Here is a 24972-nt window from a genome sequence, read left to right on the forward strand (position 1 = left end):
ATGAACGAAGAGCTTGTCCAGATCGTTGACGATAACGGCCAGACGATCGGATCGATGGAGAAGCTAGCAGCGCACGAACACGGTGGAACGCTCCACCGCGCGGTGTCGGTCCTTCTCTTTAACTCCCGTGGTGAGTTGCTGATCCAGCGCCGAGCCGCCACCAAGTATCACTTTGGGGGGCTCTGGGCCAACAGTTGCTGCTCCCACCCTGCGCCCGGCGAAGAGCCGCTGGCCGCGGGCCGAAGGACATGCGAACGGGAGCTTGGGATCTCGCCCGAACTGCGAGAGGTTGGTGCATTCACCTACGGAGCGCACGATGATCGTTCACAACTCACGGAGAGGGAGTACGACCATGTCCTCACGGCCGATTGGGACGGTGAACTACACCCAAACTCGACCGAAGTTCAAGAAATCCGCTGGGTCGCTCTGGATGCGCTCCGCTCCGAGATGCAACGTGAGCCCGAACGATTCGCTCCCTGGCTGTCGCACATCTTGGATGGGTTCGCTACCGTTTCCCGGCCCAGTTGATGTCGATGCCACGGGCCATGAGCAGTTCCGACAGTTGCCCCACGTGACCCCCGAGATGACGGATACTCACAATCTGGTGGTCGATCTTGGGGATCGGATACCACGGGAACCCGGACTCCGCGGAACCTAAATCAAGGGCGCGAACCCACCCATCGATGTTCTCGTACAGCATCTCCAAGTACTCCAACAGATCTGCCTGTGAGTAGGTGGTCTCGACGGGCGGAACCCCCTCTTCATCGTCGGTCCACAGGATCCGCGCATGCGCCTGGTGCCGAGCCCAAGGCGTGAATTCGTCGCAATTGGGCATCGCATAGAAGTGCGTGTAGAACAACGAGTGATAGACGATACGCCAGTAGGTCCGAGGATGCGTGCCTTCGGCCCATAGGTCGTCTGGGCAGACCGTAATGCACTCACGCAGCATGGTGAGACCTGCGCGATACTGGCCGACCAAAGCACCTTGAATGTCCATGCCATCTTGATACCCCAGCGACCGAGACATCGCTTCATACTAGATCTATGCTTTCGAGCCTTCTTGTAAGCGCCGTCGCTCAGACTTCTTCGGTTTACACGTTGCCCATCGGTGCACCGGGCACCATGAACGTCCGGTCTGGCCAGATTGTCGAATCCAAATCCGGCAAGTCGACCAAGCTTTCGACGATTGTCCGATCGGCCGAGGGAGTCCAATACGTCCTCCTCGGCGAGAGTCACGACCACGCAGAGCACCATCAGATGCAGGCACAGATCATCGAGGCGTTCGCCAAATCGGGTCGCGACGTCGTGGTGGGTTTTGAAATGTTCGACAGGTCCAACCAGTCGAACTTAACGAACTGGCCGCTAGGCTGGGGCAGTGAGGAGGAGTTCATCCAAGAGTCGAATTGGAAGGCCCAATGGGGGTTCGACTTTGCTTTGTACAGACCGATCTTCACAACCGTCCGAAAGTACCGCTTGCCGATGGTCGCTCTAAACGTCCCGCGCGCATGGGTCCGGTCCGTAGGCAAGTCTGGATTCTCGGCCCTCACCCCTGAGCAGCAATCCGAACTCCCCAGAGACATGAGCCTGGGCAACCGAGACCACCGTACAGTTTTCGATGCCCTCATGGGGGGTCATGGCCCGACCGGTGGTTCCATGGACAACGTCTATTCAGCCCAGGTGCTCTGGGACGAAGGCATGGCTGATTCAGCGATTAAGGCGCTGCGAAAGCGCGATCCCGCGGGCAAGCCGGTCGTGATTATCGTCGCCGGGATTGGGCATGTGATGTACGGTCAAGGGATCAATTATCGCATCACCCGCCAGTCCGGTGCGCCCACACTCAGCGTGTCGATGGTTGAGACGAACTCCGCCATGACCGTCGCACGCGGTTTGGGGGACTTCGTCTATGCGGCGAAGGAGCAGGTGCGCGAGCGCTAGTCGACGATTCCTTCCGCCCGGCGCAACGCGGCGACGTGCTCCGCTCCGCAGCTGAGCTTGTTGGCGAGCGGGGAGTTCGGTTTGACCACGCGCCAGAATGGCGAAACCTCGGTAAGCGCTGCACCCCCGGCCAGCGACTCAAGCGCAAGCTCAGCGATGATGCGCATGAAGATCCCGCTCGTAAGCGCGCACGTAGCGTCCGCGCCGTTGGCATGGGCCAGCTCCGCCCGGATCTGGGTCAGTTCCTTGGTCTGGCCATAGGGGATCAAGCGCACGGATGCATCCATGATACGGGGGGTTGTAATGTACAACCTCGCTCCCGGGGCCATCCCCATCATAGGCCTTTCCAGTACTTCCACCTGCGGTGAGCCAGTCTCGTACTTTTGCTTCCAAGTCTTCTTTGCCATCCTTGTAACTCCAAGAATACACCAGATTCTGATCCATATTCAACTATGCGCTTCTTCGCATAAACGAGCCTTCGCAGGTATTCTTGCAGGTAGATGCTAGCCACCTTGATCGCCTTTACCGCGCTCTGCGCACCCATGGTCCAAGATACTTCGCCCAACGAATCGCTCTTTGCGAAGTTCATCGAGAATCGCGTGGGGGCTGGCGAACCCGTGTACTGGTACTGCATCGGCGAACTCTATCGGTACCCCGAAGGGGAGTTGATCGCCCGAGTCGAAGGCGTCGATACCGCCCGATTGGAGCCGAGCAGTCTGAGCGCCACGACGGCGACGCAGTTGAGCCGCAAGGTGTTCTTCTACCTGGACCCGATAACCGGTGCGGTGATCACAGAACGCAATGGGCAAGCGGTCAAGCCCATCGAGTATCCGTACCAGCTCATTCGATACAGGCTTGCCGATGGAAAGCTCATCGCCGAGGTCGAACAGGGATCGGGCGCACGACTTCAGAAGGTCAGCGCTAACAAGACTCGCGTGCGAGTCGTGGGTGACACCACCTTTTTCAGCATTCCACTGTTTGTTTCCGTTGAGACTCCGAGGGGACGCATCGAAGCGTACGAGAACTACGACTTTGTCGTAGGGGCGGGGGCGAAGGATCGGGTACTCACTTGGAATCGCTTCAGCGATCTTCCCCCAGCTTTCGGCACAGGCAAGAGCGTCTTCCAACTCGTCGCTCGACGGTTTGACAAGTTCACTGACTTGCCACGCGGTTTTCAGGCGCGCATCCGCGCGATTGCCCCGCTTTGGCAAAATCCTCCGAAAGACTTGAATGAGATCCGAGAATTACAGAAGTAACTCGTGACCATTCTTGACCTCCTGAAATACGCCTTCGCGGCCTACTTAACTGTTGACTTCGTTCGCTATGCGCGCAAGGGGACGGTCAAACGGCACTTTTCCGTGTTCGCGGGGCGCGGTATCCCCGAGTGGATCAAGGCGCTCGCAATGGCTTCGATGATGCTGGGAGTTCTCTACGCAATCATCATGGGGCTGTACAGTCTCAACAACCCAATCCTGAGTTTCAGTTGGCTCAATCTCCTGAAGCAACCCGCGGACGGCAAGAACGCGGGCACCAACCTGGTCGCCGCCGGTGCCCAAGTGCCGTACTTCGGGATCGTCTTTGGAGCACTCCTTGCACTCAACATCCCTCGGCTCGTCCGCCGCGAGGAGGAGATCTTCCGCCGTGGCACGACGACTTGGGCGCAGTCGGTCCCGCGGTCCATCAAGTTCGGATTCGCGCATATGATCGTTGGAGTCCCGATCTTCGGTGCGCTCGCTCTCACCGTCGTGGGATTCTTCTTCACCTGGCGCTACTTCGTGGGCGGCGTGCGCGAGGCAACGTTCTACCACTGCCTCAACAACCTGCTGGTTTTGACTTTGGTCGCGGTTGTCATGCTCACGGGCTGAAGTTCGGTTGAACCTGATAGCCGACTGGGTATAATAGACGAGCTTGTTTGGGGCAAGCTTCCCTCTGACCCGCACGGCAACCTCCACCAGGAACCTTTGACCATGGCTAAGAAAGTTTCATCCATTATTAAGCTCAACATCGCTGCCGGTAAGGGCACCCCAGCTCCTCCCGTCGGTCCCGCGCTCGGTCAGGCGGGCATCAACATGATGGAGTTCTTGAAGAAGTTCAACGACATGACGGCCCCGCAGATGGGCTTCGTCCTGCCGGTTGAAATCACCGTCTTCGAGGATCGCTCCTACGCGTTCGTGGTCAAGCAGCCGCTCGCGAGCGACTTGGTCAAGCGCGCCGCTGGCATCGAGAAGGGTGCGGCCAATCCGCTGAAGGATCGCGCGGGCGTTCTCAGTAAGGAGAAGCTGCGCGAAGTCGCCAAGGCCAAGATGAAGGACCTCAATACCGAGGACGAAGAGATGGCCATGCGCATCATCGCGGGCACCGCTCGGTCCATGGGCGTCAAGGTCGAACTCTAACAACTCACACCCCAAAATGAGGACCGACGGGTTTGGCCCATCGGTCCTCATTTCTATTGGTACGCAGAAACAATCACCTTTCCGATGCGTCCTACATATGGACTGAATGCAGACTTTTCGCTCATTGTTGACCGGTACAATTCTCCTTCTTTCGGTTGCCGCTTCGGCTGGCCCTGACACCGAAGGGATTGCCGCTGCGCAATCTGCGGCGGATGCCATTCGCGAAGCCGCAGGAGCAGACGCTGCGTTCTTGACCGCCGAGATGCTCCGAACTAAGTTCGACCCGGACAACCTCGCGACGCTCATGAAGTTTCCAACGGAAGAGATCGCGGTGGTCAACTTGACGGGCGCACAAATCCGGCAGGCTTTGGAGCGTAGCGTATCACTCTATCCGACCCCCAGCGACAGCTTTCTTCAGGTCTCAAATCTGGAGATCACGTTCCGTCCAAAGGCAGAGCCCGACGCGCGGATTGCCTCGGTCACGCTCAGCGGGAACCGGATGGAGGATGGTCGCACTTACACTGTCGCCATGCCCGTGACGCTCGCGCGCGGCAGCCAAGGCTACTTCAAGGTCTGGGATAAGGAACGAATCAAAACCGTACTCAGTGGCGTGACGCTTGAAAAGGTGCTCGCCGACCGCCCGGCGAAGAATATGGCCTCTCGCTGGCGAACCGCTTCGTAATCGCCCCCTGAAGCGTAGTAGAGTGTGACTATGATCACTCCCTACGATTGGCAGGAGGGCATCGGACACCGAGCCGAGTACGTGCAAAGCCGCCTCGAAGGTGGCTCGCCTGTGTTAGCGGTCAGCATCCCCGAAGGAGTCCTCACATTTACGGTGCGCCGTCAGGCAAAGAAGATCTTCGAGATTTACGATCGCTTGCTTATGGCTGGCCTAGGACAGCAGTCCGACGTCGAGTCGCTGCGCGTGGCCGCTATCGACTTCGCTCACCAAGAGGGGTACCAGCGGAGCGAGGCGGACGTGACGGTCCAGCGTGTGGTCGGCGTTCTGAGCACACCCCTCAAGCGCGCATTCTCGGACTTCAACTCTTCCCCATTCGTGCTCAAGGCCATGTTCGCCGAGGTCGGCGCGAAACCTGAGAGCGATCTATTCTTCGTCCTGGACTTTGATGGGGACTACCACGAGCGGCAGCAATGGGCCGTACTCTCAGGTGAACCAGGCCTGACTGAGACCTTGCGCGATGGGCTGGCCACGCTGTACGACACCAAACCCTCGCTGGACACCGCGATGAACACCCTCAAGGACCTCTGGGCCGTTGCGATGTCCGAGGATGGCGGGACCACGTATGCGGAACTCACGCGCGAACTGACCTCAGAGGCAGTTCTTTTGGAGCGCAACGATTCGCGCCAGACCCGCTTCCGGGTTGTTTAGTCTTCGCTGCTGAACAGGTTCGGTGCGAGCTGGATCGCGACCGCGATCAGAAAGAAGAGCGCTCCAAATACTGCCTTGCGCGGAGCGATCGGGTCGTCTTCGACAAGCGGCTCATCAACGACTTCGAAGCGGCTGGCATCACGATCTTCGGCCAGTTTTGCCTTGCCCAGCTCGATCTCTAAAGTCTCTCGCTTCTTGAGCGCTGCGTTGAACTCGGCCTGAGCGCTGGCGAGCCGTGAGGTCTTGGACGGCAGCTGTCGCGCGATCCCTTCGTAGCTCGACATGATCTTCTCGTACTCCGTAATCGAGACGTCCAGCGCCTGGAGCTGAGATTCGAGACGGAAGACTTCGGGCTGAACTCCGGCGCTCGCTTCTCGGGCACGATTCGCGATGACTCGGGCGGCGAGTTGCTCGGCGGCCTCAACCTTCTGTTTGACCACCGCGTACTCGGGGCTGCTCTCCGCGAACTGCTTGGCCACGTCCGCGAGCTCGATGCGCCGCGCTTCGATCTGCCCGACAAGCGTGTTGACACTATCTTTGCCCGCGGCTGCGCCGTCGGGAGCAAGTGCGGTCAGGTTCTCGGGATACTGCGCCTTAGGGTTCAGGAGCTTCGCAAACTTCTCCTTAACGAGGGCGAGCTGACGCCGCGCCGATGCCTGCGCAACCCGAGTCTCACCAAGCTTCCCTTTCACGAGGAAATAGGCTCGCTGAAACTCCAGAGTGTCGCTGACCGTCGCGCCGGCAAGGTTCTTCTCAAACTTCTCCCTCGCGGCCTCGACTTCCATGATGCTGTCGGCGTAACGCTTCTCGACTTGGATCCGGTTCCCTTTGCTCACGTTGATCGTGAGCTCCTCGGCACGTTTCTGAAGGTGGGTGTACAGAGCCGAGACGATGGACTTGCACAACTCGGGCTTATCGACGTTCGCCTCGATCACTAGGAAACCGGTCTTCTCGGTTCGGACACTGACCGAGCCCTCCAGCTTCTTGCGCGCTTTCAGCTCGTTCATTCCCCAATAGTCTGCGAGCTTGAGTTTGCGCACGACATCGAGGAAACAAGTATTGCTGGTCAGGATCCCGGTCGCAGTTTGAGGCCCAGACGCGACGAGCGGCGAAACCAATGCACCGCCCATCGAGCTGATGGTCCCTCCATCCGGATCGGCCCCATTCGCGCCGGTCAGGGCCGAAATGCCGCCAGCAGGCTTTGCCTGAGCCGCTGGGAAGTACAGGGTCATCTGGCTGCTATAGGTCTTGGGCAGCATCGTGGCTCCGAGGTAACCGATGAGGCCCACGCCAAGCGCAATCAGACCAATACGCGTTATTCGCTTGATCGAAATCATTGATGGAGGCTCGCTCGTGCGCTGAAGAGCGATCTCAAGTTAGACCCGCACCTTCTCGCGGGACTCGATTACTGCCTGCGGTGAGAGTGGCGCCGCGCCGTCCACGCTGCTCTCGAGCTCGGACATTCCGGCTTCGACGGAGCGGATCGCTTTGCCCAGGACATTCTCCACGTGCTTGAGAACGTGGTAGGAATAATCATCGGCCTCGCGGCGTCGAGACGTGGCATCCTTACCCGCAGAGTTGCGGATCTCTTCGGCCTGTGATTTCGCGAGCTTCAGGATCTCGCTCTCGGCGAGGAGACGGGTCTGCTCAAGTTTGGCCTGTTCGATGATGAGGTCGGCTTCTTGTTTTGCTTCGTCAAGAAGTCTGGAGGCATCGCCCTTCGCGTTGTCGAGCAGCCCATCGGCGTCCTGTCGCGCAGTCTTGACAATCTGCTCCGACTCCCGGGTCACGCTTGCCGCTTGCTTAACTTCCTGAGGCAAACTTGCACGGATCTTTGCGATCTGCATTGCGATCTCGTCAGTATTGACCTTCCAGTACAGGGGGCCAAGGTGCCTCGGCTGATCGACAGCCAAGTCGTGCAATTGCTCAAGCATGCGAAGTATGTCCAACTGAATCCTCCAGGATATCTTAAAGACGGAATGAATCCCTATTTTGACACACTGGGGAGCACGCTCATCGCGAAGCGGCCCCTGCAATGATCGGAACGAGCTCGGGAGACACAAATCCCGCGAAGTCTCCGCCGTGCCGGGCGATATCACGCACGATGCTACTGCTGAGAAAACTGTGCTCCCACTTGGTCATGAGGAACACCGTCTCAATCTCCGGGGCAAGTCGGCGGTTGGCCATCGCGATCTGAAACTCGTAGTCGAAATCGGCGGTCGCTCGCAGACCTCGTACGATCGAGCCGGCACCTTGCGACCGGGCGTACTCAACGAGCAGCCCGTCGAACGAGTCGATGACGACGTTGGGCCATTGTTTGCATACCAGTTGCAGCGCCTGGACACGCTCCTCGAAGCCGAGGAAGGGCTCTTGCTTGGTAGTGTTGACACCGACCGCGACCACGACCTCGTCGTAGAGTCTGCTTGCGCGCTCGACGATGTCCAAGTGCCCGAGGGTGGGCGGGTCAAAGGAGCCGGGATAGATCGCTCGCCTCATGGAGCCTCGAAGTTACCCCATCGGACGAGTCCGCCAACGAAAACTGGGTCGCAGGAGAATCCTGCGACCCAATCTTGATCTAAGCCGAAGTAAGGTTTAGTTTACTTCTTGCGGCGGCGTGCAGCCAGACCGACCAGGGCAGCGCCCAGAGCGATCATCGTGCCCGGCTCAGGTACAGCCTGGAGGGCGTACTTGCGGCCAGCCGACGTGTAGGTGATCTGCGCACCGGCGCCAACGTAGTTGGTACCAGCCGAACCGGCAGCGACATCCTGGTTCAGGGTCAGACCGTTCTCGGTAGCAACATCACCGAAGATGTCGCCAGCGGCGATGCCCTTGTTCGTCACGACCATGGTCATGACGCGGAGGCTTGCACCAGCGTCCAGGTTGAACGCGAAGCCGGTGCCAACGCCCCAGCCCCAGTTCAGACCGATCGATCGCATCGAAGCGGTCGAAGAGCCCTGTGCGCCTCGGAACTTAGCTGCGGTAACGCCGCTCTGGACGTCAACGCTTGCAGCCGAGCTGTCGCTCGTCTTGAAGCCATCGAGACCCGTCGAACCGACATATGCGTCGGCCAAAGAGATCTTCTTAGCGGTGCCTGCGGTCTGTGCAGCTGCGTTCGAAGCATAACCCGTGGACGAGTTGTTAGTCGAAGCCGTGTCAAAACCGAGGAACGTGTTGCCGCCACCCGGGGTGAGCTTGGCACCATTGTTCTTGATGAAAACGCCAACCGTGAAGGTGGAACCGACAGCGCCGATCTTCGAGACTGGCTTCAGTTCCGTACCGACGGCGACGCCGTTCATAGCGGCGGTCGCGTTATCAGCGTAACCCAGGTAAATCTGGATCTGAGCGTTTGCAGCAACGGTCGCACCGAGTGCGACGGCGAAAGCGAAAGTTCGCGTGTTGAGTTTCATAACTACCTCTACCTCTGTAAGTGAATTCAATCTAAGACCCAGTCAGAAGTCCCGGTCCTCTTGTCCTCGGACTCCTTCGGCCTAGAATCAACGGTATTGTATCACCGTTTGTGCCAACGCGCAAGCCATTTGTGACTCCCCAGCGCATTTTTTAACTTGGCCCCGGCAATTTGAACCTGGCGAGGCCTCAGAGCAGTTTCCATTTTTGGTATTTATACGGGCTTGCCGCTCGCATCAAGGATGCCTGCTACGGGTTCAAAACGCTCTTGAAGTGGGAGCGGTACGCCTCAGGACCCTTCCCCATCGTCTCGCGAAATACGCGATGAAGATAAGTCCGGGACGTTAGACCTAGCAATTGTGCCAGAGCATCGGATGAAAGGTCGGTTGTGAGGAGCAAGGTCGCCGCTCGATTTGCGCGCAGCCGATTGATTAATTGTGTCGGCGAGATCCCGTAGCAGCGCTTGACGACTCTGCACAGGTGGGGGAGCGACACGCCCGCTGCTTCCAGTAGCCGGTCGAGACCAGCCGCCAGCGATTCATCGTCCGCAGAGAGTGCGCCCAGGGCGCGGATGAGCCACTCGGGCACCCCTTCTCGCTCCGCGTGCTCTTGGGCCTGCTTCACCACGATGAGCAGAAGCATGTTGAGGCTCAGTACGCCGTCCCCCTCTAGCAACGCCCCCATCGCTTCGAGCATGGCGGACTCAATCTGGGCTGGATCGGGCGCGCACCAGTGCGGTGGCTCGGTTGCATCTTCCCACTCGCGCGCGAGGCCAGCAGTACCCGACGATTCGCAGAATCGTCTCCAAGTCGATGTCGGGAGCGCCAGCGTCAGCGCAGCAAAATCGTCCGAAGCGTCGGTCCAGCGATGAAAGTCTCGCGACCGGACACAAACTAGATCGCCAGCTATTGCCTGCTGATACCCAGTCTGCCAGTCGTGGCGTGCAGAGCCCTTAGTAATCAGCGTCAACTCGTGGAAGTCGTGGCCGTGGAACTGGCTCTTAGGACCTGCGTTGGCCCTGCTCATCGCGGTCACCAGATACGGCACTCCCGACGCCAAGGTCGTGAATCGCAACATGAGCGTGCCCTGCATCCTCGATTGATCCATCTACCCGCAGATATACCTGGAAGCTGTGCAGAATGTTGCGTTAGAGGTTTTTTGGGGTGAAACTTGTGCCGCACCCGCAACTCTTGGCGGCGTTGGGATTCTCAAATGCCAGGCCCGGTCCGAGCAAGTTGCCGGTCACGATTAGGCGTGCTCCGAGAAGGAACTTAGAAGACTTGGGGTCTACGACGAATTCCACGCCACCCAGAGTGAGTGAGACGTCGCCTTCCCGCCGCGCCGAGTCGATCCGGAACAGGTACTCGAAGCCGGAACAACCGCCACCCTTCACGCCGAGCCGAATGAAAGAACCCATTTCCGGGTTGCGAGTCAGGACGCGCGCAGCCTGCTGCGCTGCCTCGGCTGTGATCTCAACGGGGAATTCCGTGCTCATAGTCGCTCGATGATCGGGAGAGGCTCCAGGTTTTCGCGACCGGGGGCCCATCGCCGTTGCGCCACATCCGCCAAGGTCGTCGAATTGACGAGCTGGTCGACCACGAACTGGATCCTCGACCAAAGTTCGCCGACGACGCAGTCGTCGCGGTGTACGCACTCCTCGTCGGTCCCGGAGTGACGAATGCAAAATCCATCGTCATACAATCGTCCGCCGAGGCAGTTCAACACTTCGCCGATGGTGATCTGCTCCGGGCTACGCGAAAGCCGGTAACCCCCGGACTGTCCTCGCGTGCTCTTGATGAACTCTCCCTTGCGGAGCAGACTCAGAAGCTTGGCAGCGTGAGGCTCTGTTATTCCTTCCAGCTTTGCGATCTCGGGGATTGTGCTCATCCCGTCGGGGCCCTTCTCTGCGATTTGCAGTAGGCACCGAATTCCGTATTCTTCCTGGGCACTAAATTTCACAGTAGTCCTAGCTCCAGCTTGACGTGCTCGGGCATCCGATCGAGTGTGTAGGGAGGATCCCAAGTCAGATTGACCTTCGCCTCACGGACGCCAGCGACGCCAGCGATGACGGACTGGACCTCGCCTGGCAACGTCTCGGCGACCGGGCAGGCGGGCGATGTCAGTGTCATGAGAATCTCGACATGGCCCGAGTCGTGGACTGTCACATCGTAAATGAGCCCCAGGTCGTAAATGTTCACGGGCAACTCTGGATCGTAAACCGTTTGGAGTGCCTCAATCACTTCTCCTTCCAGCAGGTTTCGCTGAATCGAGTTGAGAGGCTGTGGCTCCGTGGCCGGGATATCGATGCGCTCAGGCATTCCCGGCGTCCTTCGGGTGTTCTAGAGCCGCGATCAGCGTATGGCCCGCCAGCGTTGCGCACTTCACCCGCATGGGGTACTCCCGAACTGGCAGTAGCGCCACGAATTCACCAAGCGCTTCGGACTCGGAGACGTCTCCGTCCACCATGGCGCTCCGAAATCTGCCAAAGAACTGCTTGGCGTCCTCTAGTTTCATCCCTGTCACGCGCTCGGTCAGCAGACTCGCGGCAGCCTGAGAAATGGCGCATCCACACCCGGTGAACTTGCATTGGACGATCACACCGTCCTGAACGCGCAAGGAGATCTCAATCTCGTCGCCGCAGAGTGGGTTGTAGGATCGCGCGGAATGGGTCGCGTCCGGCAGCTCTCCGAAGTTTCGGGGGCGCCGACCGTGATCCACGATCAATTCTTGGTACATCTCTTCCAAGGCCATGCGTATCCTACCAAATAAACTATACCTTTTTGGCAGGATTACCCCAAGCGGTTGCTTACCGAGTCGTGCGACGCGGGAAATTTTGCCGCATGGCCAGCAGAAGGGTCCACAGGATGCAAAGTGCGACCAAGGCTAGCCCCGCGGTGGGTACGAGCCGATAAACGATCGCTGCCGAAAGAGTCAGCGCGGCGGCGACGGTTCCCCAGAGTCGGATGAGTTCCATCGATTGTCCTCTGAGTCTATGACGTCAGCTTTCGCGCAAAAGGCGCATCGTTGGGACGATGGTCCCGCGACCGGGTCATAATTGACTGCGTAGTATAGATTGTCCTGTGCGATGTCGGGTCTCCCGAGTGGGCACAGGCAGGAACCCACGCATGTCAGAAAACAACCCTGCAACCATCGAAGAGAAGTCTGAGCACGACCTCCTGCTGGAGAGTTGGGCGCAGCGAGATTACAAGGAAGGATTTGTCACCGATCTGGAGACCGATTCGTTCGAGCCCGGCTTGAGCGAGGAGACCGTTCGGCGGCTGAGCGCAAAGAAGGGCGAACCCGAGTGGATGCTCGAATGGCGGCTGAAGGCGTATCGACACCTTCAGTCCATGAAACCACCCCACTGGGTCAACGCCCACTACACCGAGCCCGATCTTCAGGCCATTAGCTACTTCTCTGCTCCCAAGCAGATGCCCAAGCTGAACTCTCTGGACGAGGCCGACCCGAAGCTCATTGAGACGTTTAACAAGCTCGGTATCCCCTTGCACGAGCAGATGATGCTGGCGGGGGTCGCGGTGGACGCGGTATTCGACAGCGTCTCGGTGGCGACGACTTTTAAGGAGACCCTCCGCGAGGCAGGCGTCATCTTCTGCAGCATCAGCGAAGCGATCCGCGAACACCCCGAGCTGATTCGCCAGTACCTGGGCAGCGTCGTGCCCTACAGCGACAACTACTTCGCCACGCTGAACTCCGCAGTCTTCTCCGATGGCAGCTTCGTGTTCATCCCCAAGGGCGTCCGGTGCCCGATGGAACTGAGCACCTACTTCCGTATCAACGCCGCCAACACCGGGCAGTTCGAGCGAACCCTGATCATCGCCGAAGACGGCGCGTACGTCAGCTACCTTGAAGGTTGCACCGCCCCGATGCGCGATGAGAACCAGCTACACGCCGCGGTCGTTGAGCTGATCGCGTTGGAAAATGCGACGATCAAGTACAGCACCGTTCAGAACTGGTATCCGGGCGACCCCGAAACCGGAAAAGGCGGTATCTACAACTTCGTCACCAAGCGCGCGAAGTGCGAAGGTCGCGGTTCGAAGGTCACCTGGACCCAGGTCGAGACAGGGAGCGCCATCACGTGGAAGTACCCAAGCGTCATCCTCAAGGGTGACGATTCGGTCGGCGAGTTCTACAGCGTCGCACTCACGGCGGGTCAGCAGCAGGCAGACACCGGCACGAAGATGATCCACATCGGCAAGAACACCCGATCGGTCATCGTGAGCAAGGGAATCTCCGCTGGCAACGGTCAGAACACTTACCGCGGTCTGGTGAAGATCAACGCAGGTGCCGAGAACGCCCGCAACTATTCGCAGTGCGATAGCATGCTCATGGGCGATCGCTGCGGTGCCCACACCTTCCCCTATATTGAGGTGAAGAACAAGACGGCGAAGGTCGAGCACGAGGCTTCCACGAGCAAGGTCGGCGAAGACCAGATCTTCTACATGAACCAGCGCGGCGTAGCCACCGAAGAGGCGGTCAACATGATCGTCAGCGGCTTCTGCAAGGACGTCTTCCGCGAACTCCCGATGGAGTTCGCCGTCGAAGCCCAGAAGCTCCTCGGCGTCTCGCTCGAGAGTTCCGTCGGCTAAGAAGCACCCTGCCCCTGGACGACCGAGCGGCGCGCCCAGGGGATTGTGATAGCGAGGAACTTCCCCCGACGCGAGTCAGTATGGTATGCCAAATGTCTTACCTAGCCTCGCTCCTCCTCCTCACCGTATCCGCCCCGCAGCCTGACGTAATCGATCAGTACGTCGAGGCGCAAATGAAGGCCCAACACATCCCCGGCCTCACGATCCTCGTCGTTCTCGACGGCAAGATTCTCAAACGCCAGGGCTACGGCTTCAGCCACCTTGAGACCAAGGCGGCGGCAAAGGTAGAGGATCGATTCGACATGGGCAGCATCGGTAAGACGTTTACCGCGACGATGATCATGCAGCTCGTGGAGAAAGGCAAGCTCAAGTTGGAAGACAAGGTCAGCCAGCACCTATCGGATTGGCCCAAGGCCTGGGGCGAAATCACGATCAAGCAGTTGATCTCTCACCAATCGGGAGTGCCAGAGTACGCGGGAGTCCCGACCATCGGGCTCAATGACACGTACGACGCTGCGACTTGGAAGAAGCTCATGTATGCGCTTCCGCTGGACTTCAAGCCGGGGCAGATGTTCCAGTACAGCAATTCGAACTTCACGACCCTTGGCATGATCCTCGAGAAGGTGTACAACAAGAAGTACATCGACATCGTCAACCAGCAAGTCTTTAAGCCCGCGGGAATGAAGTCCACGGTCTTTCGGACTAAGCAGGGTGAACTTCCGAAGGGTTCTGCGGCAGGCTACTTTTACGGAACCGAGTGGGAGAATGCTGGGCCTGGAGGCATCGCGGCGACTCCTGCGGACGGAGGCGGTTTCACTACCGTCGATGACCTGCGCAAGTTTATCGAGGCGGGTCGAGCGGGCAAGCTTGTCAAACTCGAAACACTGCGTCAGATGCAGCAGGCATCGCTGGTGACCAGTGGTCGCACCACGCCTTACGGTTTAGGATGGATGGTGAGCGATACCTCGGTCTCGCATGGTGGCAATTCGGTCGGGTTCGCGGCGGCGATGAGTACGTTCCCCGCCCAAAAGTTGGAGATCTACATGCTCTGCAACACGTACTCCGTGCTCGGCGACGGATTCGCCGCCGGGTTGGCGATGCAGTTAGCACCCGAGTTGAAGCCCAAGCCGGTGCCCAACGCAACTGATCCTGATCCCGCGCGCACTGCCCGACTCCTGGAGGCGTTCCGCGCGCTGGCCAGCGGGAACATTGACGACAAGGCCTTTGGACCCGACATGCAAGCCCGCCTCAAGACGCTGCGAGGCCAAATGGCCCTACAAACCATGGCACCGTACACAAAGTGCCAGGCCCTCCAGTTCACGGCCGAGCGTGATGCGGCTCCAGATCACATCGTTCAGTATCGATTTGTGGTGGATGGAGTCTCGCGGCTGGTCGAGTTCGTGATCACACCAGAAGGGCCACTCTACAGCGTTCGCGTGCTGCCCGATCCCGGTCGCGGCACAGAGTGAGCAGGTCCCTTGGGCAGGTCGGTCTCGACTTGTGTGAGATCGTGGTTGCTTTGGAGCAACGGTAACCGAACCGCGTCAGAACTCAGGATGCCGGACTGAGCGAGTAGGGCCTTGTTGGCGATCGGCTGCGAGAACCCTCGTAGTTTTGCGAGGGTTGGTTGCACCCACTCGAAGCGAGTCCGAGCCGTCTCGCTTCCCCACTCAGCTACGATGCTGGCGAGCGTGCGCGCCAGCACGTTCGCCGCGCCGCTGATGCTCCCATTCCAGCCCGCGTCCAGGGCTAGAGCGAGGAGGGTCTCATCGCCGACAAGCAGCGAATGGTCGGGTGTGGCATTTCGAAACGCGGCGAGGTTTCCCGGCTCACCCGAACTATCTTTGACGCCCGCGAACATTGGATGTGCTCGCCACGCTTTGATCATCGCGACTGTGATGGTCACGTCCGACTTTTTGGGAAAGTTGTAGGCGAGGATCGGAATCTTGCTTGACTCCATGAGCCCCAGGAACCAGTCGATGATCCCCTTCTCCTGCGCCTGGAAGTAGCTGGGAGGCATCACCAGGCAAGCCACTGCGCCGTCTTTTGCCGACTGGCTCGCCAGCCATTTAGCTTCCTCTAAGCTCGATGTCCCAATCCCCTGAATCAAGTTCAACTTGCCCCGCATCGGAATCGCCGCGCGCAAAAGGTCTCGCCGTTCGACCGCACTCAGGGATGGGCCTTCTCCGTTGGTCCCACCGAGCACCGCACCAACACATCCGACGCTCTCGAACCACGCGAGTAGTCGCGCGAGAGAAACAAGATCGATTTCACCGGCAGAGTCAAACGGTGTGACCGACGCAGGATAGACACCGGTGGGAAGCGGGCTCATTCTCCTAGTGTGACTCAAGAATTCTTGCGATTTATTTGCACATGCAAGCAATATTTGACACGTGGGAGTAGTATTAAATGCAATGACATCAACAACTGCAACAAAAACGGTCCGCGACGCTGCCGTCCATCGAGTGTCGATTCGCAAGTACACCGATCAGCCGATCAGCGAGGAGCTCATGAACGAGATTCTGGACACGGCCGGACGTGCCCCCTCGCCTTGGAACGTTCAGCCGTGGCGCGTCACAGTGGTTCGCGATGCCGAGATGAAGCAGAAGCTGATGGGCGCGGCGTACGGACAGCCTCAAGTCGGCGCAGCAACTGCGGTCCTGGTTGTGGCGAGCGATATGAAAGATGCCGTTGATCACGCCGAAGATTTCGTGCACCCAGGCATGGCCGATCGAACCGCTGAGCTGGCGCAATCGACCCGCGACATGTTCGGCAAAATGGGCGACGAGAAGTCCGACGAGTGGGGCTTCGCCGAGTCGAATATCTTCCTCGGCTATCTGCTCCTAGCACTCGAATCGCACGGCATCGGCTCGTCGCCCATGCTCGGCTTCGACCCGGCCCAAGTCCGAGAGCTTCTGGGGATGCACGACCGCGTGCGCATCCCGGCATTGGTGGCGATCGGCTACCCCGCAGAGGCGGGTTTCCCGCAGTTCCGGCACCCCCTCTCTCGCTGGACCAAGACGGTCTAACTCCCGCGAAGTTGCCCGCGGAATGCAGACCGCGGGCAACTTCCCCAGTTTCGGCGCGTGGTGCCACAATGGAGTGCGATGAAGCCCACCGTACTTGTCTTGGGATCCGGTCCAATCCGCATCGGGCAGGGCATCGAATTCGACTACTCCTGCGTCCACTGTGTCTGGGCGCTCCAGGAGCTGGGCTACCGGGCGATCATCCTCAACAACAACCCCGAAACGGTCTCGACCGACTTTGACACGGGCGACGGCCTGTACTTCGAACCTGTTACCTTGGACGACGTCCTGCGGGTGGCGCGCCACGAGAATGTGGTCGGAATCGTTTGCCAGTTTGGCGGCCAAACCGCCATCAATCTAGCTGAAGGGCTGCACCGCAGCGGAGAAACGATCCTCGGTACCGGCTACAAGAGCATCGCCCGTGCCGAAGATCGTTCGCTGTTCGACGCCATGCTCCAGGAACTGGGCATCAATCGCCCCGCCGGTCGCGCCGCCCGATCTCTCGAAGAGGCGCTTGACACCGCCGATTCGGTCGGCTATCCGGTGCTCGTTCGGCCAAGCTACGTGCTTGGTGGCCGGGCGATGGAGATCTGCTTCGACCGCGAATTTCTCACCAAGTTCTACGCCCAGGCCGAGGACGCGAACCCGGGCCAGCCTGTGCTTGTGGACCGATATGTGCAGGGTTCCGAAGCAGAAGTCGATGTGATCTCCGACGGCGTGGACACGCTCGTCCCCGGAATCATGGAGCACATCGAGCGCGCTGGCGTCCACAGCGGCGATTCGATGGCGGTCTATCCGCCGGTCGGGATCTCGCGCGAGACCCAATGGCGCATGGTCGAGATCGCCTGCGACATCGCGCGGACCCTCGAGGTTAAGGGGCTCATGAACATTCAGTTTGTGGTCGATGGCGATGACGTGTACGTGATCGAAGTCAACCCGCGCGCCAGTCGCACTGTGCCGTATCTGAGCAAAGTCAGCGGGATCCCGATGGTTCAGCTAGCGACCCGAGCGATGATGGGTGAGAAGCTCAAGGACCTTGGCTACGGCAGCGGCCTGTGGTGCGCCGACGGGACCGAGCCGTCGCCGGGTGTGGTCGCTCCGCGAGTGGGCGGCAAAATCGCCAATCGGAGTGACTACGTCGATGGCCGACTGGCGCAGTCGCACCTGTTCGCGGTGAAGGCCCCGGTCTTCAGCTTCCAAAAGCTATCAAGAGTCGAGCCGAGCCTCGGCCCCGAGATGAAGAGCACGGGCGAGATCCTCGGGATCGACCGCGTCTACGAAGCGGCTTTGTACAAAGCACTCGTTGCCAGCCACATCCAGTTCAAGCCCACCGGCCTCGTCGTCCTGACCGTCAATCCCCGGGACCGTGAAGGGGCGATCCAGGTTGCCCGTGAACTCACGCGGCGGGGTTACTCACTCGCCGCGACGGAGGGGACCCACGCCGCCCTCGCCTCCGAGGGGATCGAGGCGCAAATGGTCAAGAAACTGCAAGAAGGTTCTCCTAACCTTCTGGAGCTGATCCAGTCGGGTCAAGTCTCGTTGATGATCAACACGCCCTCCGGAGCGGCCGTAAGCACCGATGAGGCGAAGTCGATCCGCCGCGCGTGTATCGAAGCAGGGGTCGCGTGCGTAACCAACATTGACACTGCCAAGGCGCTCGCCACGGCGCTAGACTACTTCGCAAATCCCGAGCGCTCCATGTGCCTACCCTACACCGAGTACCTTCGGCCCGCGACCGTCGCGAGGTAAATTTTAAGAGCCTATGCCGGACGATTACGAAGACGAGCCCGAAGATCTCGATACACCTCCGCCGTTTTTCCCGTATGACGGGGAGGATGCGGATCGTGAACCTGTCGACATGGGCGAGCCGGTCGAGGTTCAGGTCGAGGCGGTGTTGGCGGCAGAGCACGCTGGCAACGTCCAGCAGTTCGTCTTGCTCAGCGACGGCGACCGAAAGCTCCCCATCCAGATAGGCGGGTTTGAGGCCGCCGCGATCACCCTTGTGCTCGAAGGCAAGAAGACCGACCGACCGATGACTCATGACCTGACGAAAACGCTCGTCGATCGTCTGGGGGGCGAACTCGTCCGAGTCGTCATCGACGACCTCTGGAACACGACATACTACGCCAAGCTCTTCCTCATGCACGATGGCGAGGAAGTGATCGTCGATTCCCGACCGAGCGACTCGATTGCGTTGGCGCTGCGCTTCGATGCCCCCATCTTCGTCTCCGAGGCGATCCTCGCCCAAGCCGACGAATAGGCTAGATCGGGTACAACCTGCCACAGTATGCGGGCCATTTGGTTGTGCTTTGTTCTTGTTTTTGCCATTCTCGTCGCGGGATGCGGCGGGTCCGGCCCTGGTGCGACGGCGGCCCTAAAGGTCACACCCGGCGACACGGGCCTGCTCCCCAACGAAACGGTCCAACTTGCGGCAATTCCTGCCGGTGGCTCGTTCGAACCGGTGGTGTGGAGCGTCGTGGGCGGCTCGGCCAACGGAACCGTGACTACGGACGGCCTATACCGGGCTCCGGCGACCACGGGCACTTTCCAGGTGCGCGTCGCTCTGAAGGATAACCCCGGGGTGTCGGCCACCGCGACGATCAATGTTGCGAGCACGATCACCGTGAGCATCCTGCCCGTGAATCCGAAGCCCCGATACACCAGCGGCAACACCGTTATTTTTGTCCCTAGCGTCACTGGCCAAAGCGCTCAGTCGGTCCGATGGCAAGCCTCCGGTGGTTTCATCACCGAAACGGGTCAGTTCACCGCCCCCGCTACTCCCGGAGTCTACGTGGTGACCGCTACAAGCTTGCGCGATAGCAGCAAGGCGGCAACCTACAATGTCGTCGTGTCGGATACGCCGGTGGTCCGCATGGACATCCAGGATAAGGGCAGCATCTGGATTCGCATGGCCACTGCGGAAGCACCCAACACCACCGCCAACTTCCAAAAGCTGGCGCGAGAGGGTTTCTACAACGGCTCGGTCTTCCATCGCTACGGACCGGATGAGGGGCAACCCGCGTTCATCCAGGGCGGGGATCCGAACACCAAAACCAAACCGCTGACCGACCCGAGCATCGGCACCGGAACCCCCGGGTACACGATCAACTTCGAGGCGAACCCGCTGCAACACAAGGTCGGTGCGATTGCGATGGCGCGTGGCAGCTCGCTCAACAGCGCTGGCTGCCAGTTCTACATCTGCCACCAGGATATCCCTGGGTTCGATGGTGACTACGTTATCTTTGGCAAGGTGATCGGCGGCCTGAGCGTCGCAACTAGCCTTCGCCGCGGCGACAAGTTACTGGAAGCGGCCGAGCTGAATTAAGATTTTGCGCGGAGCATCGTCGCGGCGATCGCATCGAGGATTTCTAGAAGCTCATCGATCTCCTCGGCGGTGACGCTGAGGTTCGGTCGGAACCGAATCGAGATCAAGCCCGCCCCGAGCAGCAGCGTCGAGTACTCCTCGCGCGCTAGCCGGACGAACTCGGCCTTGAGCTCGGGCGTCGCCAATTGGAAGCCCTGGTACAGCCCCATCCCGCGTACATTTTTGAGCAATGTCGGGTAGCGCTGGACCAGTTGTAGCAGCCCGTCGCGCAGGCGATGCCCATTCGTTTTGGCTGCTTCTACTAGGTTCTCTCTTTCTACAATTTCGAACTCGTGAACAACGCGGACCATATCCGCCAGCGTGCCACCCCATGTCGAATCCAGTACGCCCATTTCTTCCAGCGGCTCCAGCATCCACAGCGTGCCACAGCCAAACTTTTTCCCACTCGCCACGGCAATGGGCGGATGCGGCAGATCGAAGTGGTCAATCGCGAACCACTCGCCAGTGACGCCCCCCCCCGTCTGCACTTCGTCGAATCCGACGTACACGCCGTAATGGTGAGCCAATTCGCTCAGCCCGCGGAAGAACTCCGGTTGGGCGCATCGCTGACCGCCCGCACCCTGAATCGGCTCGACGATGATGCCGACGATCTCGTCGTGCATCTGGGACAGCGCTGCTTCGATCAAGTCGAGGGATCGCTCGGTAATGGCAGTCTGCTGCTCGGCGGTGTGCATGCTCCCGACGCTTGGGAACGGCAGCTTGATGTTGCCACCCACTGTCAGCCCGTGAAAGTCGCGCGTGGCGACCGTATCAAGAGTCTGCGTGACACCGAGCGCAAAAACCGTACGTCCGTGGAACGCCTTATCGAAGTAGATGAACCGCTTGTGCGACGGGACGTGCCCGTCCCGCTTTTTCTTAGAGTTGAAGCGTGAGATCATGTACTTCATCATGTTCTCGACGGCCTCGGCCCCTGAATTCACTGCATAGACTTCCAAGTCCGGACCCTGCATCACCTTTGGCGCATGCCGATTCAGCAGCCGATAGTAGTCGAGGCACTGCGGGGTCAGAAAGTCGGGATTCGCCGTCTTGTTGTTCGCGGCGACGGTCAAGCGTCGAACATAGTCCGGCTCGTAGAGGGCCGGGTGGTTGTGCCCGATCAGCTTGCTCCCGTAGTATCCGGCCCAATCGAAAATCTCCTGTCCGTCAAGCGTCACTAGTCGCATGCCATTGCACCGCTCGATGTCCAGAGAAAACGGATACGGATCGAACAGAACGTACTCCAGAACCTCATCCAGGATCGCCTTGGATTTGGGGCCTGGCAGGTGAAGCGGCTTTTGGCGCGACGAAGGAGAGGTGCTCATAGGTGGGACACCTCTAGTGTACCTTTTGAACCTAAGCGGGGCCAAAAATGGCGTCGGCAGCCAGCACGGAAGTCGTCTCGCCTTCCAGGCTACAGATTAGTTCTCCCTGCGGACCGATCCCGATCCCGATCGCCACCTGACCGTCAGGGAGCGTGTATCGCTTCCCTGCCGTTTCATCGAACCGAGACCACACCGACTTGAGATCGTGCCATTCATTGGGCTCGGGAAGGAGGCTGACGCGCTCCAAAATCTCTTCGCACACGTGCTTGGGATCGAACCGATCACCCGAGCCCATCTCAACGTTTCCGGCACGGCCAGACAGATCTCCAGGAAAATCCAGGACGCCCAGGTTCAGTCCGATGCCGATCACAGGCACGCGCCGACCCTTCGGATCCTCCACCATGTGAGTGAGCACACCGCCAACTTTCTTTCCGCCAAGCAACAAATCGTTTGGCCAAGAAACGCGGCAGTGGACCGCCCCCGCCACCGCCAGCGCAAGATTCATCCCGATGAGCCACCCCTTCGGATGGTCCGCATAGTCCCAAAAAATGAGCGATGCGGTCATAGAGTGGCCGCGCTCGCTGTACCATTCGCGTTCAAACCGTCCGACACCCGCCGTTTGGTGGTGGGCAAACAGGACTCCGACTTTGGGTTCTTCGCCAGAGGCGACGTGAGCCTTGGCGGCGACTTGGGTTGATTCGACCTCATCGAGTTCGATCCACACCCCACTGGCTAAGGGAGACTTCATGCTTGCGGCCAGTTTACTCAGGAAGTATTTCCAGCTGTGCCCGCGCGGCCAGCTCCTCGCCAATCAACTCGAAGTGCACTTCGACTTCGTTGCGAAGCCAGCCAACCGGGGCTTTGACCCCTCCGGCGACAATGTGCGCCGGTGGAGAGATCGTCACAGATCCACGCTCAAGTTCTACTAGAAATCCATCCTTGGCGCGACGGATGGTCCGGATGTCCTTGTACGGGATCTGCTTGCCACCCGTCGACCGGTTGACGAAGAATCCTTCGGGTCCAAGCGTGTACTCCGTTGCGGCGGCTTGGAGGTGCATCAGGTCTGCGACCGCGCTCTTCCCCACCTCGATCACTGCGCTCGCAGCTTGGGTCAGATCTTTGGCGATCCCCCGTGCCCCTTCGCGACGGACGATCCCCATACCAGAGCGCTTCGCCTTACCGCGCATCGTTTGGGCACCGTGACGCAGCCACTGGATGGCCTCGGCAGGGCGGTAAAGAATGTAGTCACTCATCGTGTTTACATTCTAGGACGTGCGCGCGGGGCCCGGCGGACCAAAGTCACGCTAAAGCGTATTCGAGCTTCGTGCGAACCCAGGCAGCGCGACGAACCCCGATGCGCTGCGTGTTGGGCGGCGACCAGACGTCCAGCTCGATCAACCACGCGTCGATGTCATGCGGCCCGAGGTCGCCGGTGAGCAGCCCTTCGCACGCTCCCCAACGGACCCACGCTAGGACACGCAATGCATCGGCGTAGCTCAGCTCCCGTGATTTCACCGCGAACTCGATCGCTTGGCCAACCAGATTGCGTAGTGGCGTCCGCTGGACCGAGGCGCGTGCCGCGTGTTCTTCCGTCATGAGGTACGCCGCCGCCCCGGCAAACGCCGAGTCGTAAAGTCCGATTCGAGAGACCTGGAATGCGTGACCGATCGCGCGGCTGTGCTCCCCAAACGGACCGCGGACGACGACGCCCTGCTCAGCGATCGCCCGCAAAACTGACGCAAGACGACCGGTGTGCGCCAAGCCAATGAGGTGAAACATGCCCGAGATCCGGCACCCGGTCCCAGCATTGGTGATGCTTGTGGTCAGATGGCCGAGCTCCTTGGTTTGTGCGTAGTCGAGCGTAGCTCCGAGAGTCCGCTCGACCGTGCGAGAATGCCGTTCGGCCTCTTCGGGACACCAACCCGGAAGCACCGACTGGATCCGGAGATGATCTTCCTCCAGCACAAGAACGGAAACGGCTCTTGCTTCATCCAGCCAAAGCGCCTGCCCCGGTTTGCTCCCTTCGAACTCCGGAGAGACCAGCCGTAAATGCGCGAGAAAATCCCTCTCGGGTGGACTCAGTGGCGAACTCACTTGCCACGTAAGCTCGGCGTAGTGAATCGCGTGAGCGATTTTTGCGCTCACTTCGCGCGCTTCGTCGGGCTTCAGCGCGGGTGGAAATGGGTATCTGGCGACGTTCCTGGCGAGCCGGCAACGGGTCGATGCCACGACGTCTCGACACGGTCCGGCGGTGGCAAGCCACGCGGGTGCAACTTGGCTATGCATCACCATCTGCTCGAACGACTCGGGAGTTCGCGTGAAATTTGCCAAGATTCTCCTATTTTACGTTGCTCAGTTGGACAAAGCTAGGGTGTCATAATAGGACGTATGACCATCATGCATCTGATCGGCACTGCTGAATTTGCAGGCACAGAGCAGATGGTTCTTACTATTGGCCAAGGGCAGATCGTCCGAGGACACCGAGTCCTGGTCACCACTCGCGAGCGCGGCAAAGTCGGAGAGTATCTCGCCGACCAGGGGCTACAAGTCATTGCGCCCAAGATTGGACCCGTCAGCGCCCCATTTCGGGTCGCCTCGGTTTGTCGCCAATATGGCGTGGACATTTTGCATTCACACCTTACAAGCGGGACGCACGTCGCCAATGCGACTAGCCTCCTGACTGGAATCCCCGTCGTCGATCACCTCCATGTCTACAGCAAGGACGTGAGCCACAAGGTCGCGGCGCGACGTGGCAAATTGATCGCAGTCTCGAACAGCGTCAATGAGTTCTATCGAGAGAACAGCCGCATCGACCCATCCCGCATCGTCACCGTCCTGAATGGCAGTTCCATCGTCAACGATCCGGACGCGAAGATGGACCGCGAACTCGCGCGCAAGGTCGTGGCCGATGAGCTCAAGCTCAAAACAGTGCCTCGATTCGTGACCATCGCTGCCCGGATCACGCCACAGAAGGGTCAAGATCTCTTCGTTGGAGCAGCCGAAAAGTTGGCGGCGAGTCATCCCGACGTGCACTTCCTGATGGTGGGTGCCGCCGAAGATCCAGAGTTTGCGGAAACCATTTACGCGAGCATCCGCGACCGTGGCCTGAGCGATCGGGTTCATCGGCTTGGATTCCGCCGCGACATCGCTAAACTGCTTCGTGCCTCCGAAGTCGCTTGCGTCCCCTCTCGTTTCGATCCGTTCCCTTTGAGCTCTCTCGAACCAATGCTCGTGGGTACTCCGCTGGTCGCCACCCGAGTGGGCGGAATCCCAGAATGCTTGCATCGCCCGGAGCTTGGCGTTTTGGTCGAGCCTGAGTCCGTTGCGTCGCTGGCCGACGGCATCCATTCGTTGCTGAGCGATGCGCAGTGGTGGCAGTGCATCGCCGAAAATGCTGAGGCGGAAGCGAAGCAGCGGTACAGCGTCCACGCGATGCTCGATCAAATCGAGGCCGTTTACGGTTCCCTGCTCACCCCCAAGCGCGAGCCCGGTACCAGCCTAGCTAAGTAAGGCCTGACAGAGTCGGGCAT

At 59.6% G+C, this 24972-nt stretch carries 31 protein-coding genes; 14 read left to right on the forward strand and 17 right to left on the reverse strand.

Annotated elements, in window-relative coordinates:
* Positions 1–528: an isopentenyl-diphosphate Delta-isomerase gene (gene idi, locus JNM85_06090; GenBank protein ID MBL8087626.1), complete on the forward strand. Its 528-nt coding sequence runs from the start codon at positions 1–3 to the stop codon at positions 526–528.
* Here idi and JNM85_06095 read toward each other — a convergent pair.
* Entirely contained in the window at positions 506–997 is a 492-nt protein-coding gene (locus JNM85_06095; GenBank protein MBL8087627.1) for a hypothetical protein, read from the reverse strand. The genes idi and JNM85_06095 overlap by 23 nt on opposite strands.
* Before the next feature lie 47 nt (positions 998–1044).
* On the opposite strand from JNM85_06095, the gene JNM85_06100 reads away from it, so the two are divergent.
* Entirely contained in the window at positions 1045–1935 is an 891-nt protein-coding gene (locus tag JNM85_06100; GenBank protein ID MBL8087628.1) for a ChaN family lipoprotein, read from the forward strand.
* Here JNM85_06100 and JNM85_06105 read toward each other — a convergent pair.
* Positions 1932–2342 (reverse strand): hypothetical protein, encoded by a 411-nt coding sequence (locus JNM85_06105; protein ID MBL8087629.1) that lies wholly within the window; start codon positions 2340–2342, stop codon positions 1932–1934. The two genes, JNM85_06100 and JNM85_06105, sit on opposite strands and share 4 nt — an antisense overlap.
* Before the next feature lie 93 nt (positions 2343–2435).
* On the opposite strand from JNM85_06105, the gene JNM85_06110 reads away from it, so the two are divergent.
* The 5 genes from JNM85_06110 (at position 2436) to JNM85_06130 (ending at position 5718) form a co-directional block, all read left to right on the forward strand.
* Positions 2436–3191 (forward strand): hypothetical protein, encoded by a 756-nt coding sequence (locus tag JNM85_06110; protein MBL8087630.1) that lies wholly within the window; start codon positions 2436–2438, stop codon positions 3189–3191.
* Between the two features lie 3 nt (positions 3192–3194).
* Positions 3195–3800, forward strand: a complete 606-nt coding sequence (locus JNM85_06115) for a hypothetical protein (GenBank protein MBL8087631.1) — start codon at positions 3195–3197, stop codon at positions 3798–3800.
* Between the two features lie 102 nt (positions 3801–3902).
* Positions 3903–4328, forward strand: a complete 426-nt coding sequence (gene rplK, locus JNM85_06120; GenBank protein MBL8087632.1) for a 50S ribosomal protein L11 — start codon at positions 3903–3905, stop codon at positions 4326–4328.
* Between the two features lie 127 nt (positions 4329–4455).
* Entirely contained in the window at positions 4456–5010 is a 555-nt protein-coding gene (locus JNM85_06125; protein MBL8087633.1) for a 5'-nucleotidase C-terminal domain-containing protein, read from the forward strand.
* A 30-nt stretch (positions 5011–5040) separates the two neighbouring features.
* Positions 5041–5718 (forward strand): hypothetical protein, encoded by a 678-nt coding sequence (locus JNM85_06130; protein MBL8087634.1) that lies wholly within the window; start codon positions 5041–5043, stop codon positions 5716–5718.
* On the opposite strand, the gene JNM85_06135 is transcribed toward JNM85_06130, so the two are convergent.
* The 10 genes from JNM85_06135 to JNM85_06180 all read right to left on the reverse strand — a co-directional run bounded on the left by JNM85_06135 (position 5715) and on the right by JNM85_06180 (position 12097).
* Positions 5715–7055 carry a hypothetical protein gene (locus JNM85_06135; GenBank protein MBL8087635.1) on the reverse strand — a complete coding sequence of 447 codons (1341 nt, stop codon included), beginning with the start codon at positions 7053–7055 and terminating at the stop codon, positions 5715–5717. The genes JNM85_06130 and JNM85_06135 overlap by 4 nt on opposite strands.
* A 39-nt stretch (positions 7056–7094) precedes the next feature.
* Positions 7095–7652 (reverse strand): hypothetical protein, encoded by a 558-nt coding sequence (locus JNM85_06140; protein MBL8087636.1) that lies wholly within the window; start codon positions 7650–7652, stop codon positions 7095–7097.
* Positions 7653–7731: 79 nt separating this feature from the next.
* On the reverse strand, positions 7732–8214 hold the full coding sequence (gene coaD, locus JNM85_06145; GenBank protein ID MBL8087637.1) for a pantetheine-phosphate adenylyltransferase: 483 nt from the start codon (positions 8212–8214) through the stop codon (positions 7732–7734).
* A gap of 101 nt (positions 8215–8315) precedes the next feature.
* Positions 8316–9125: a PEP-CTERM sorting domain-containing protein gene (locus tag JNM85_06150; GenBank protein MBL8087638.1), complete on the reverse strand. Its 810-nt coding sequence runs from the start codon at positions 9123–9125 to the stop codon at positions 8316–8318.
* 247 nt (positions 9126–9372) lie between these two features.
* Positions 9373–10230 carry a helix-turn-helix domain-containing protein gene (locus JNM85_06155; GenBank protein MBL8087639.1) on the reverse strand — a complete coding sequence of 286 codons (858 nt, stop codon included), beginning with the start codon at positions 10228–10230 and terminating at the stop codon, positions 9373–9375.
* 40 nt (positions 10231–10270) lie between these two features.
* Positions 10271–10618, reverse strand: a complete 348-nt coding sequence (locus JNM85_06160) for an iron-sulfur cluster assembly accessory protein (GenBank protein ID MBL8087640.1) — start codon at positions 10616–10618, stop codon at positions 10271–10273.
* A complete protein-coding gene (locus tag JNM85_06165; GenBank protein MBL8087641.1) occupies positions 10615–11082 on the reverse strand; it encodes an Rrf2 family transcriptional regulator in 468 nt (155 codons plus the stop codon). The genes JNM85_06160 and JNM85_06165 overlap by 4 nt, the downstream gene beginning before the upstream one ends.
* The gene (locus JNM85_06170; protein ID MBL8087642.1) at positions 11079–11441 is read right to left on the reverse strand and encodes a DUF59 domain-containing protein; all 363 of its coding nucleotides are present in this window, start codon (positions 11439–11441) and stop codon (positions 11079–11081) included. Before JNM85_06170 ends, JNM85_06165 begins: the two co-directional genes overlap by 4 nt.
* Positions 11434–11874, reverse strand: coding sequence for an SUF system NifU family Fe-S cluster assembly protein (locus JNM85_06175; GenBank protein MBL8087643.1), 441 nt, complete (start codon positions 11872–11874; stop codon positions 11434–11436). The genes JNM85_06170 and JNM85_06175 overlap by 8 nt, the downstream gene beginning before the upstream one ends.
* A 55-nt stretch (positions 11875–11929) precedes the next feature.
* Positions 11930–12097: a hypothetical protein gene (locus tag JNM85_06180; GenBank protein MBL8087644.1), complete on the reverse strand. Its 168-nt coding sequence runs from the start codon at positions 12095–12097 to the stop codon at positions 11930–11932.
* 151 nt (positions 12098–12248) lie between these two features.
* Between JNM85_06180 and sufB the strand changes: the two genes are divergently transcribed.
* Positions 12249–13730 (forward strand): Fe-S cluster assembly protein SufB, encoded by a 1482-nt coding sequence (gene sufB / locus JNM85_06185; protein MBL8087645.1) that lies wholly within the window; start codon positions 12249–12251, stop codon positions 13728–13730.
* 92 nt (positions 13731–13822) lie between these two features.
* Positions 13823–15199, forward strand: a complete 1377-nt coding sequence (locus tag JNM85_06190; protein ID MBL8087646.1) for a beta-lactamase family protein — start codon at positions 13823–13825, stop codon at positions 15197–15199.
* Here JNM85_06190 and JNM85_06195 read toward each other — a convergent pair.
* A complete protein-coding gene (locus JNM85_06195; protein ID MBL8087647.1) occupies positions 15154–16062 on the reverse strand; it encodes a dihydrodipicolinate synthase family protein in 909 nt (302 codons plus the stop codon). The genes JNM85_06190 and JNM85_06195 overlap by 46 nt on opposite strands.
* Positions 16063–16144: 82 nt before the next feature.
* Between JNM85_06195 and JNM85_06200 the strand changes: the two genes are divergently transcribed.
* The 4 genes from JNM85_06200 to JNM85_06215 all read left to right on the forward strand — a co-directional run bounded on the left by JNM85_06200 (position 16145) and on the right by JNM85_06215 (position 20081).
* Entirely contained in the window at positions 16145–16759 is a 615-nt protein-coding gene (locus tag JNM85_06200; protein ID MBL8087648.1) for a nitroreductase family protein, read from the forward strand.
* A gap of 78 nt (positions 16760–16837) precedes the next feature.
* Complete coding sequence (gene carB / locus JNM85_06205) at positions 16838–18505, forward strand: carbamoyl-phosphate synthase large subunit (GenBank protein MBL8087649.1); 1668 nt, start codon at positions 16838–16840, stop codon at positions 18503–18505.
* A 13-nt stretch (positions 18506–18518) separates the two neighbouring features.
* Positions 18519–19016: a bifunctional nuclease family protein gene (locus JNM85_06210; protein MBL8087650.1), complete on the forward strand. Its 498-nt coding sequence runs from the start codon at positions 18519–18521 to the stop codon at positions 19014–19016.
* A 612-nt stretch (positions 19017–19628) separates the two neighbouring features.
* On the forward strand, positions 19629–20081 hold the full coding sequence (locus JNM85_06215) for a peptidylprolyl isomerase (GenBank protein MBL8087651.1): 453 nt from the start codon (positions 19629–19631) through the stop codon (positions 20079–20081).
* Here the strand turns inward: JNM85_06215 and JNM85_06220 are convergent.
* The 4 genes from JNM85_06220 to JNM85_06235 are packed head-to-tail and all read right to left on the reverse strand — an operon-like array spanning position 20078 to position 23773.
* Complete coding sequence (locus JNM85_06220; protein MBL8087652.1) at positions 20078–21442, reverse strand: aminotransferase class III-fold pyridoxal phosphate-dependent enzyme; 1365 nt, start codon at positions 21440–21442, stop codon at positions 20078–20080. The two genes, JNM85_06215 and JNM85_06220, sit on opposite strands and share 4 nt — an antisense overlap.
* Before the next feature lie 31 nt (positions 21443–21473).
* Positions 21474–22190, reverse strand: coding sequence for a biotin--[acetyl-CoA-carboxylase] ligase (locus JNM85_06225; GenBank protein MBL8087653.1), 717 nt, complete (start codon positions 22188–22190; stop codon positions 21474–21476).
* A gap of 13 nt (positions 22191–22203) precedes the next feature.
* Positions 22204–22695 (reverse strand): hypothetical protein, encoded by a 492-nt coding sequence (locus JNM85_06230; GenBank protein MBL8087654.1) that lies wholly within the window; start codon positions 22693–22695, stop codon positions 22204–22206.
* Positions 22696–22741: 46 nt separating this feature from the next.
* Complete coding sequence (locus JNM85_06235) at positions 22742–23773, reverse strand: hypothetical protein (protein ID MBL8087655.1); 1032 nt, start codon at positions 23771–23773, stop codon at positions 22742–22744.
* 57 nt (positions 23774–23830) lie between these two features.
* Here JNM85_06235 and JNM85_06240 point away from each other — a divergent pair, with 57 nt between their 5' ends.
* Positions 23831–24952, forward strand: a complete 1122-nt coding sequence (locus JNM85_06240; GenBank protein MBL8087656.1) for a glycosyltransferase family 4 protein — start codon at positions 23831–23833, stop codon at positions 24950–24952.
* Positions 24953–24972 lie beyond the last annotated feature (20 nt).

The organism is Chthonomonas sp., assembly GCA_016788115.1.
Taxonomy (GTDB): Bacteria; Armatimonadota; Fimbriimonadia; order Fimbriimonadales; family Fimbriimonadaceae; genus UBA2391.

Bases quoted from the DNA above. Each gene is read 5' to 3' on its own strand.
- idi (MBL8087626.1), top strand. From the start codon at position 1: ATGAACGAAGAGCTTGTCCAGATCGTTGACGATAACGGCCAGACGATC.
- JNM85_06095 (MBL8087627.1), bottom strand. From the start codon at position 997: ATGGACATTCAAGGTGCTTTGGTCGGCCAGTATCGCGCAGGTCTCACC.
- JNM85_06100 (MBL8087628.1), top strand. From the start codon at position 1,045: ATGCTTTCGAGCCTTCTTGTAAGCGCCGTCGCTCAGACTTCTTCGGTT.
- JNM85_06105 (MBL8087629.1), bottom strand. From the start codon at position 2,342: ATGGCAAAGAAGACTTGGAAGCAAAAGTACGAGACTGGCTCACCGCAG.
- JNM85_06110 (MBL8087630.1), top strand. From the start codon at position 2,436: ATGCTAGCCACCTTGATCGCCTTTACCGCGCTCTGCGCACCCATGGTC.
- rplK (MBL8087632.1), top strand. From the start codon at position 3,903: ATGGCTAAGAAAGTTTCATCCATTATTAAGCTCAACATCGCTGCCGGT.
- JNM85_06130 (MBL8087634.1), top strand. From the start codon at position 5,041: ATGATCACTCCCTACGATTGGCAGGAGGGCATCGGACACCGAGCCGAG.
- JNM85_06135 (MBL8087635.1), bottom strand. From the start codon at position 7,055: ATGATTTCGATCAAGCGAATAACGCGTATTGGTCTGATTGCGCTTGGC.
- JNM85_06140 (MBL8087636.1), bottom strand. From the start codon at position 7,652: ATGCTTGAGCAATTGCACGACTTGGCTGTCGATCAGCCGAGGCACCTT.
- coaD (MBL8087637.1), bottom strand. From the start codon at position 8,214: ATGAGGCGAGCGATCTATCCCGGCTCCTTTGACCCGCCCACCCTCGGG.
- JNM85_06150 (MBL8087638.1), bottom strand. From the start codon at position 9,125: ATGAAACTCAACACGCGAACTTTCGCTTTCGCCGTCGCACTCGGTGCG.
- JNM85_06155 (MBL8087639.1), bottom strand. From the start codon at position 10,230: ATGGATCAATCGAGGATGCAGGGCACGCTCATGTTGCGATTCACGACC.
- JNM85_06160 (MBL8087640.1), bottom strand. From the start codon at position 10,618: ATGAGCACGGAATTCCCCGTTGAGATCACAGCCGAGGCAGCGCAGCAG.
- JNM85_06170 (MBL8087642.1), bottom strand. From the start codon at position 11,441: ATGCCTGAGCGCATCGATATCCCGGCCACGGAGCCACAGCCTCTCAAC.
- JNM85_06175 (MBL8087643.1), bottom strand. From the start codon at position 11,874: ATGGCCTTGGAAGAGATGTACCAAGAATTGATCGTGGATCACGGTCGG.
- JNM85_06180 (MBL8087644.1), bottom strand. From the start codon at position 12,097: ATGGAACTCATCCGACTCTGGGGAACCGTCGCCGCCGCGCTGACTCTT.
- sufB (MBL8087645.1), top strand. From the start codon at position 12,249: ATGTCAGAAAACAACCCTGCAACCATCGAAGAGAAGTCTGAGCACGAC.
- JNM85_06190 (MBL8087646.1), top strand. From the start codon at position 13,823: ATGTCTTACCTAGCCTCGCTCCTCCTCCTCACCGTATCCGCCCCGCAG.
- JNM85_06195 (MBL8087647.1), bottom strand. From the start codon at position 16,062: ATGAGCCCGCTTCCCACCGGTGTCTATCCTGCGTCGGTCACACCGTTT.
- JNM85_06200 (MBL8087648.1), top strand. From the start codon at position 16,145: ATGACATCAACAACTGCAACAAAAACGGTCCGCGACGCTGCCGTCCAT.
- carB (MBL8087649.1), top strand. From the start codon at position 16,838: ATGAAGCCCACCGTACTTGTCTTGGGATCCGGTCCAATCCGCATCGGG.
- JNM85_06210 (MBL8087650.1), top strand. From the start codon at position 18,519: ATGCCGGACGATTACGAAGACGAGCCCGAAGATCTCGATACACCTCCG.
- JNM85_06215 (MBL8087651.1), top strand. From the start codon at position 19,629: ATGGACATCCAGGATAAGGGCAGCATCTGGATTCGCATGGCCACTGCG.
- JNM85_06220 (MBL8087652.1), bottom strand. From the start codon at position 21,442: ATGAGCACCTCTCCTTCGTCGCGCCAAAAGCCGCTTCACCTGCCAGGC.
- JNM85_06225 (MBL8087653.1), bottom strand. From the start codon at position 22,190: ATGAAGTCTCCCTTAGCCAGTGGGGTGTGGATCGAACTCGATGAGGTC.
- JNM85_06230 (MBL8087654.1), bottom strand. From the start codon at position 22,695: ATGAGTGACTACATTCTTTACCGCCCTGCCGAGGCCATCCAGTGGCTG.
- JNM85_06240 (MBL8087656.1), top strand. From the start codon at position 23,831: ATGACCATCATGCATCTGATCGGCACTGCTGAATTTGCAGGCACAGAG.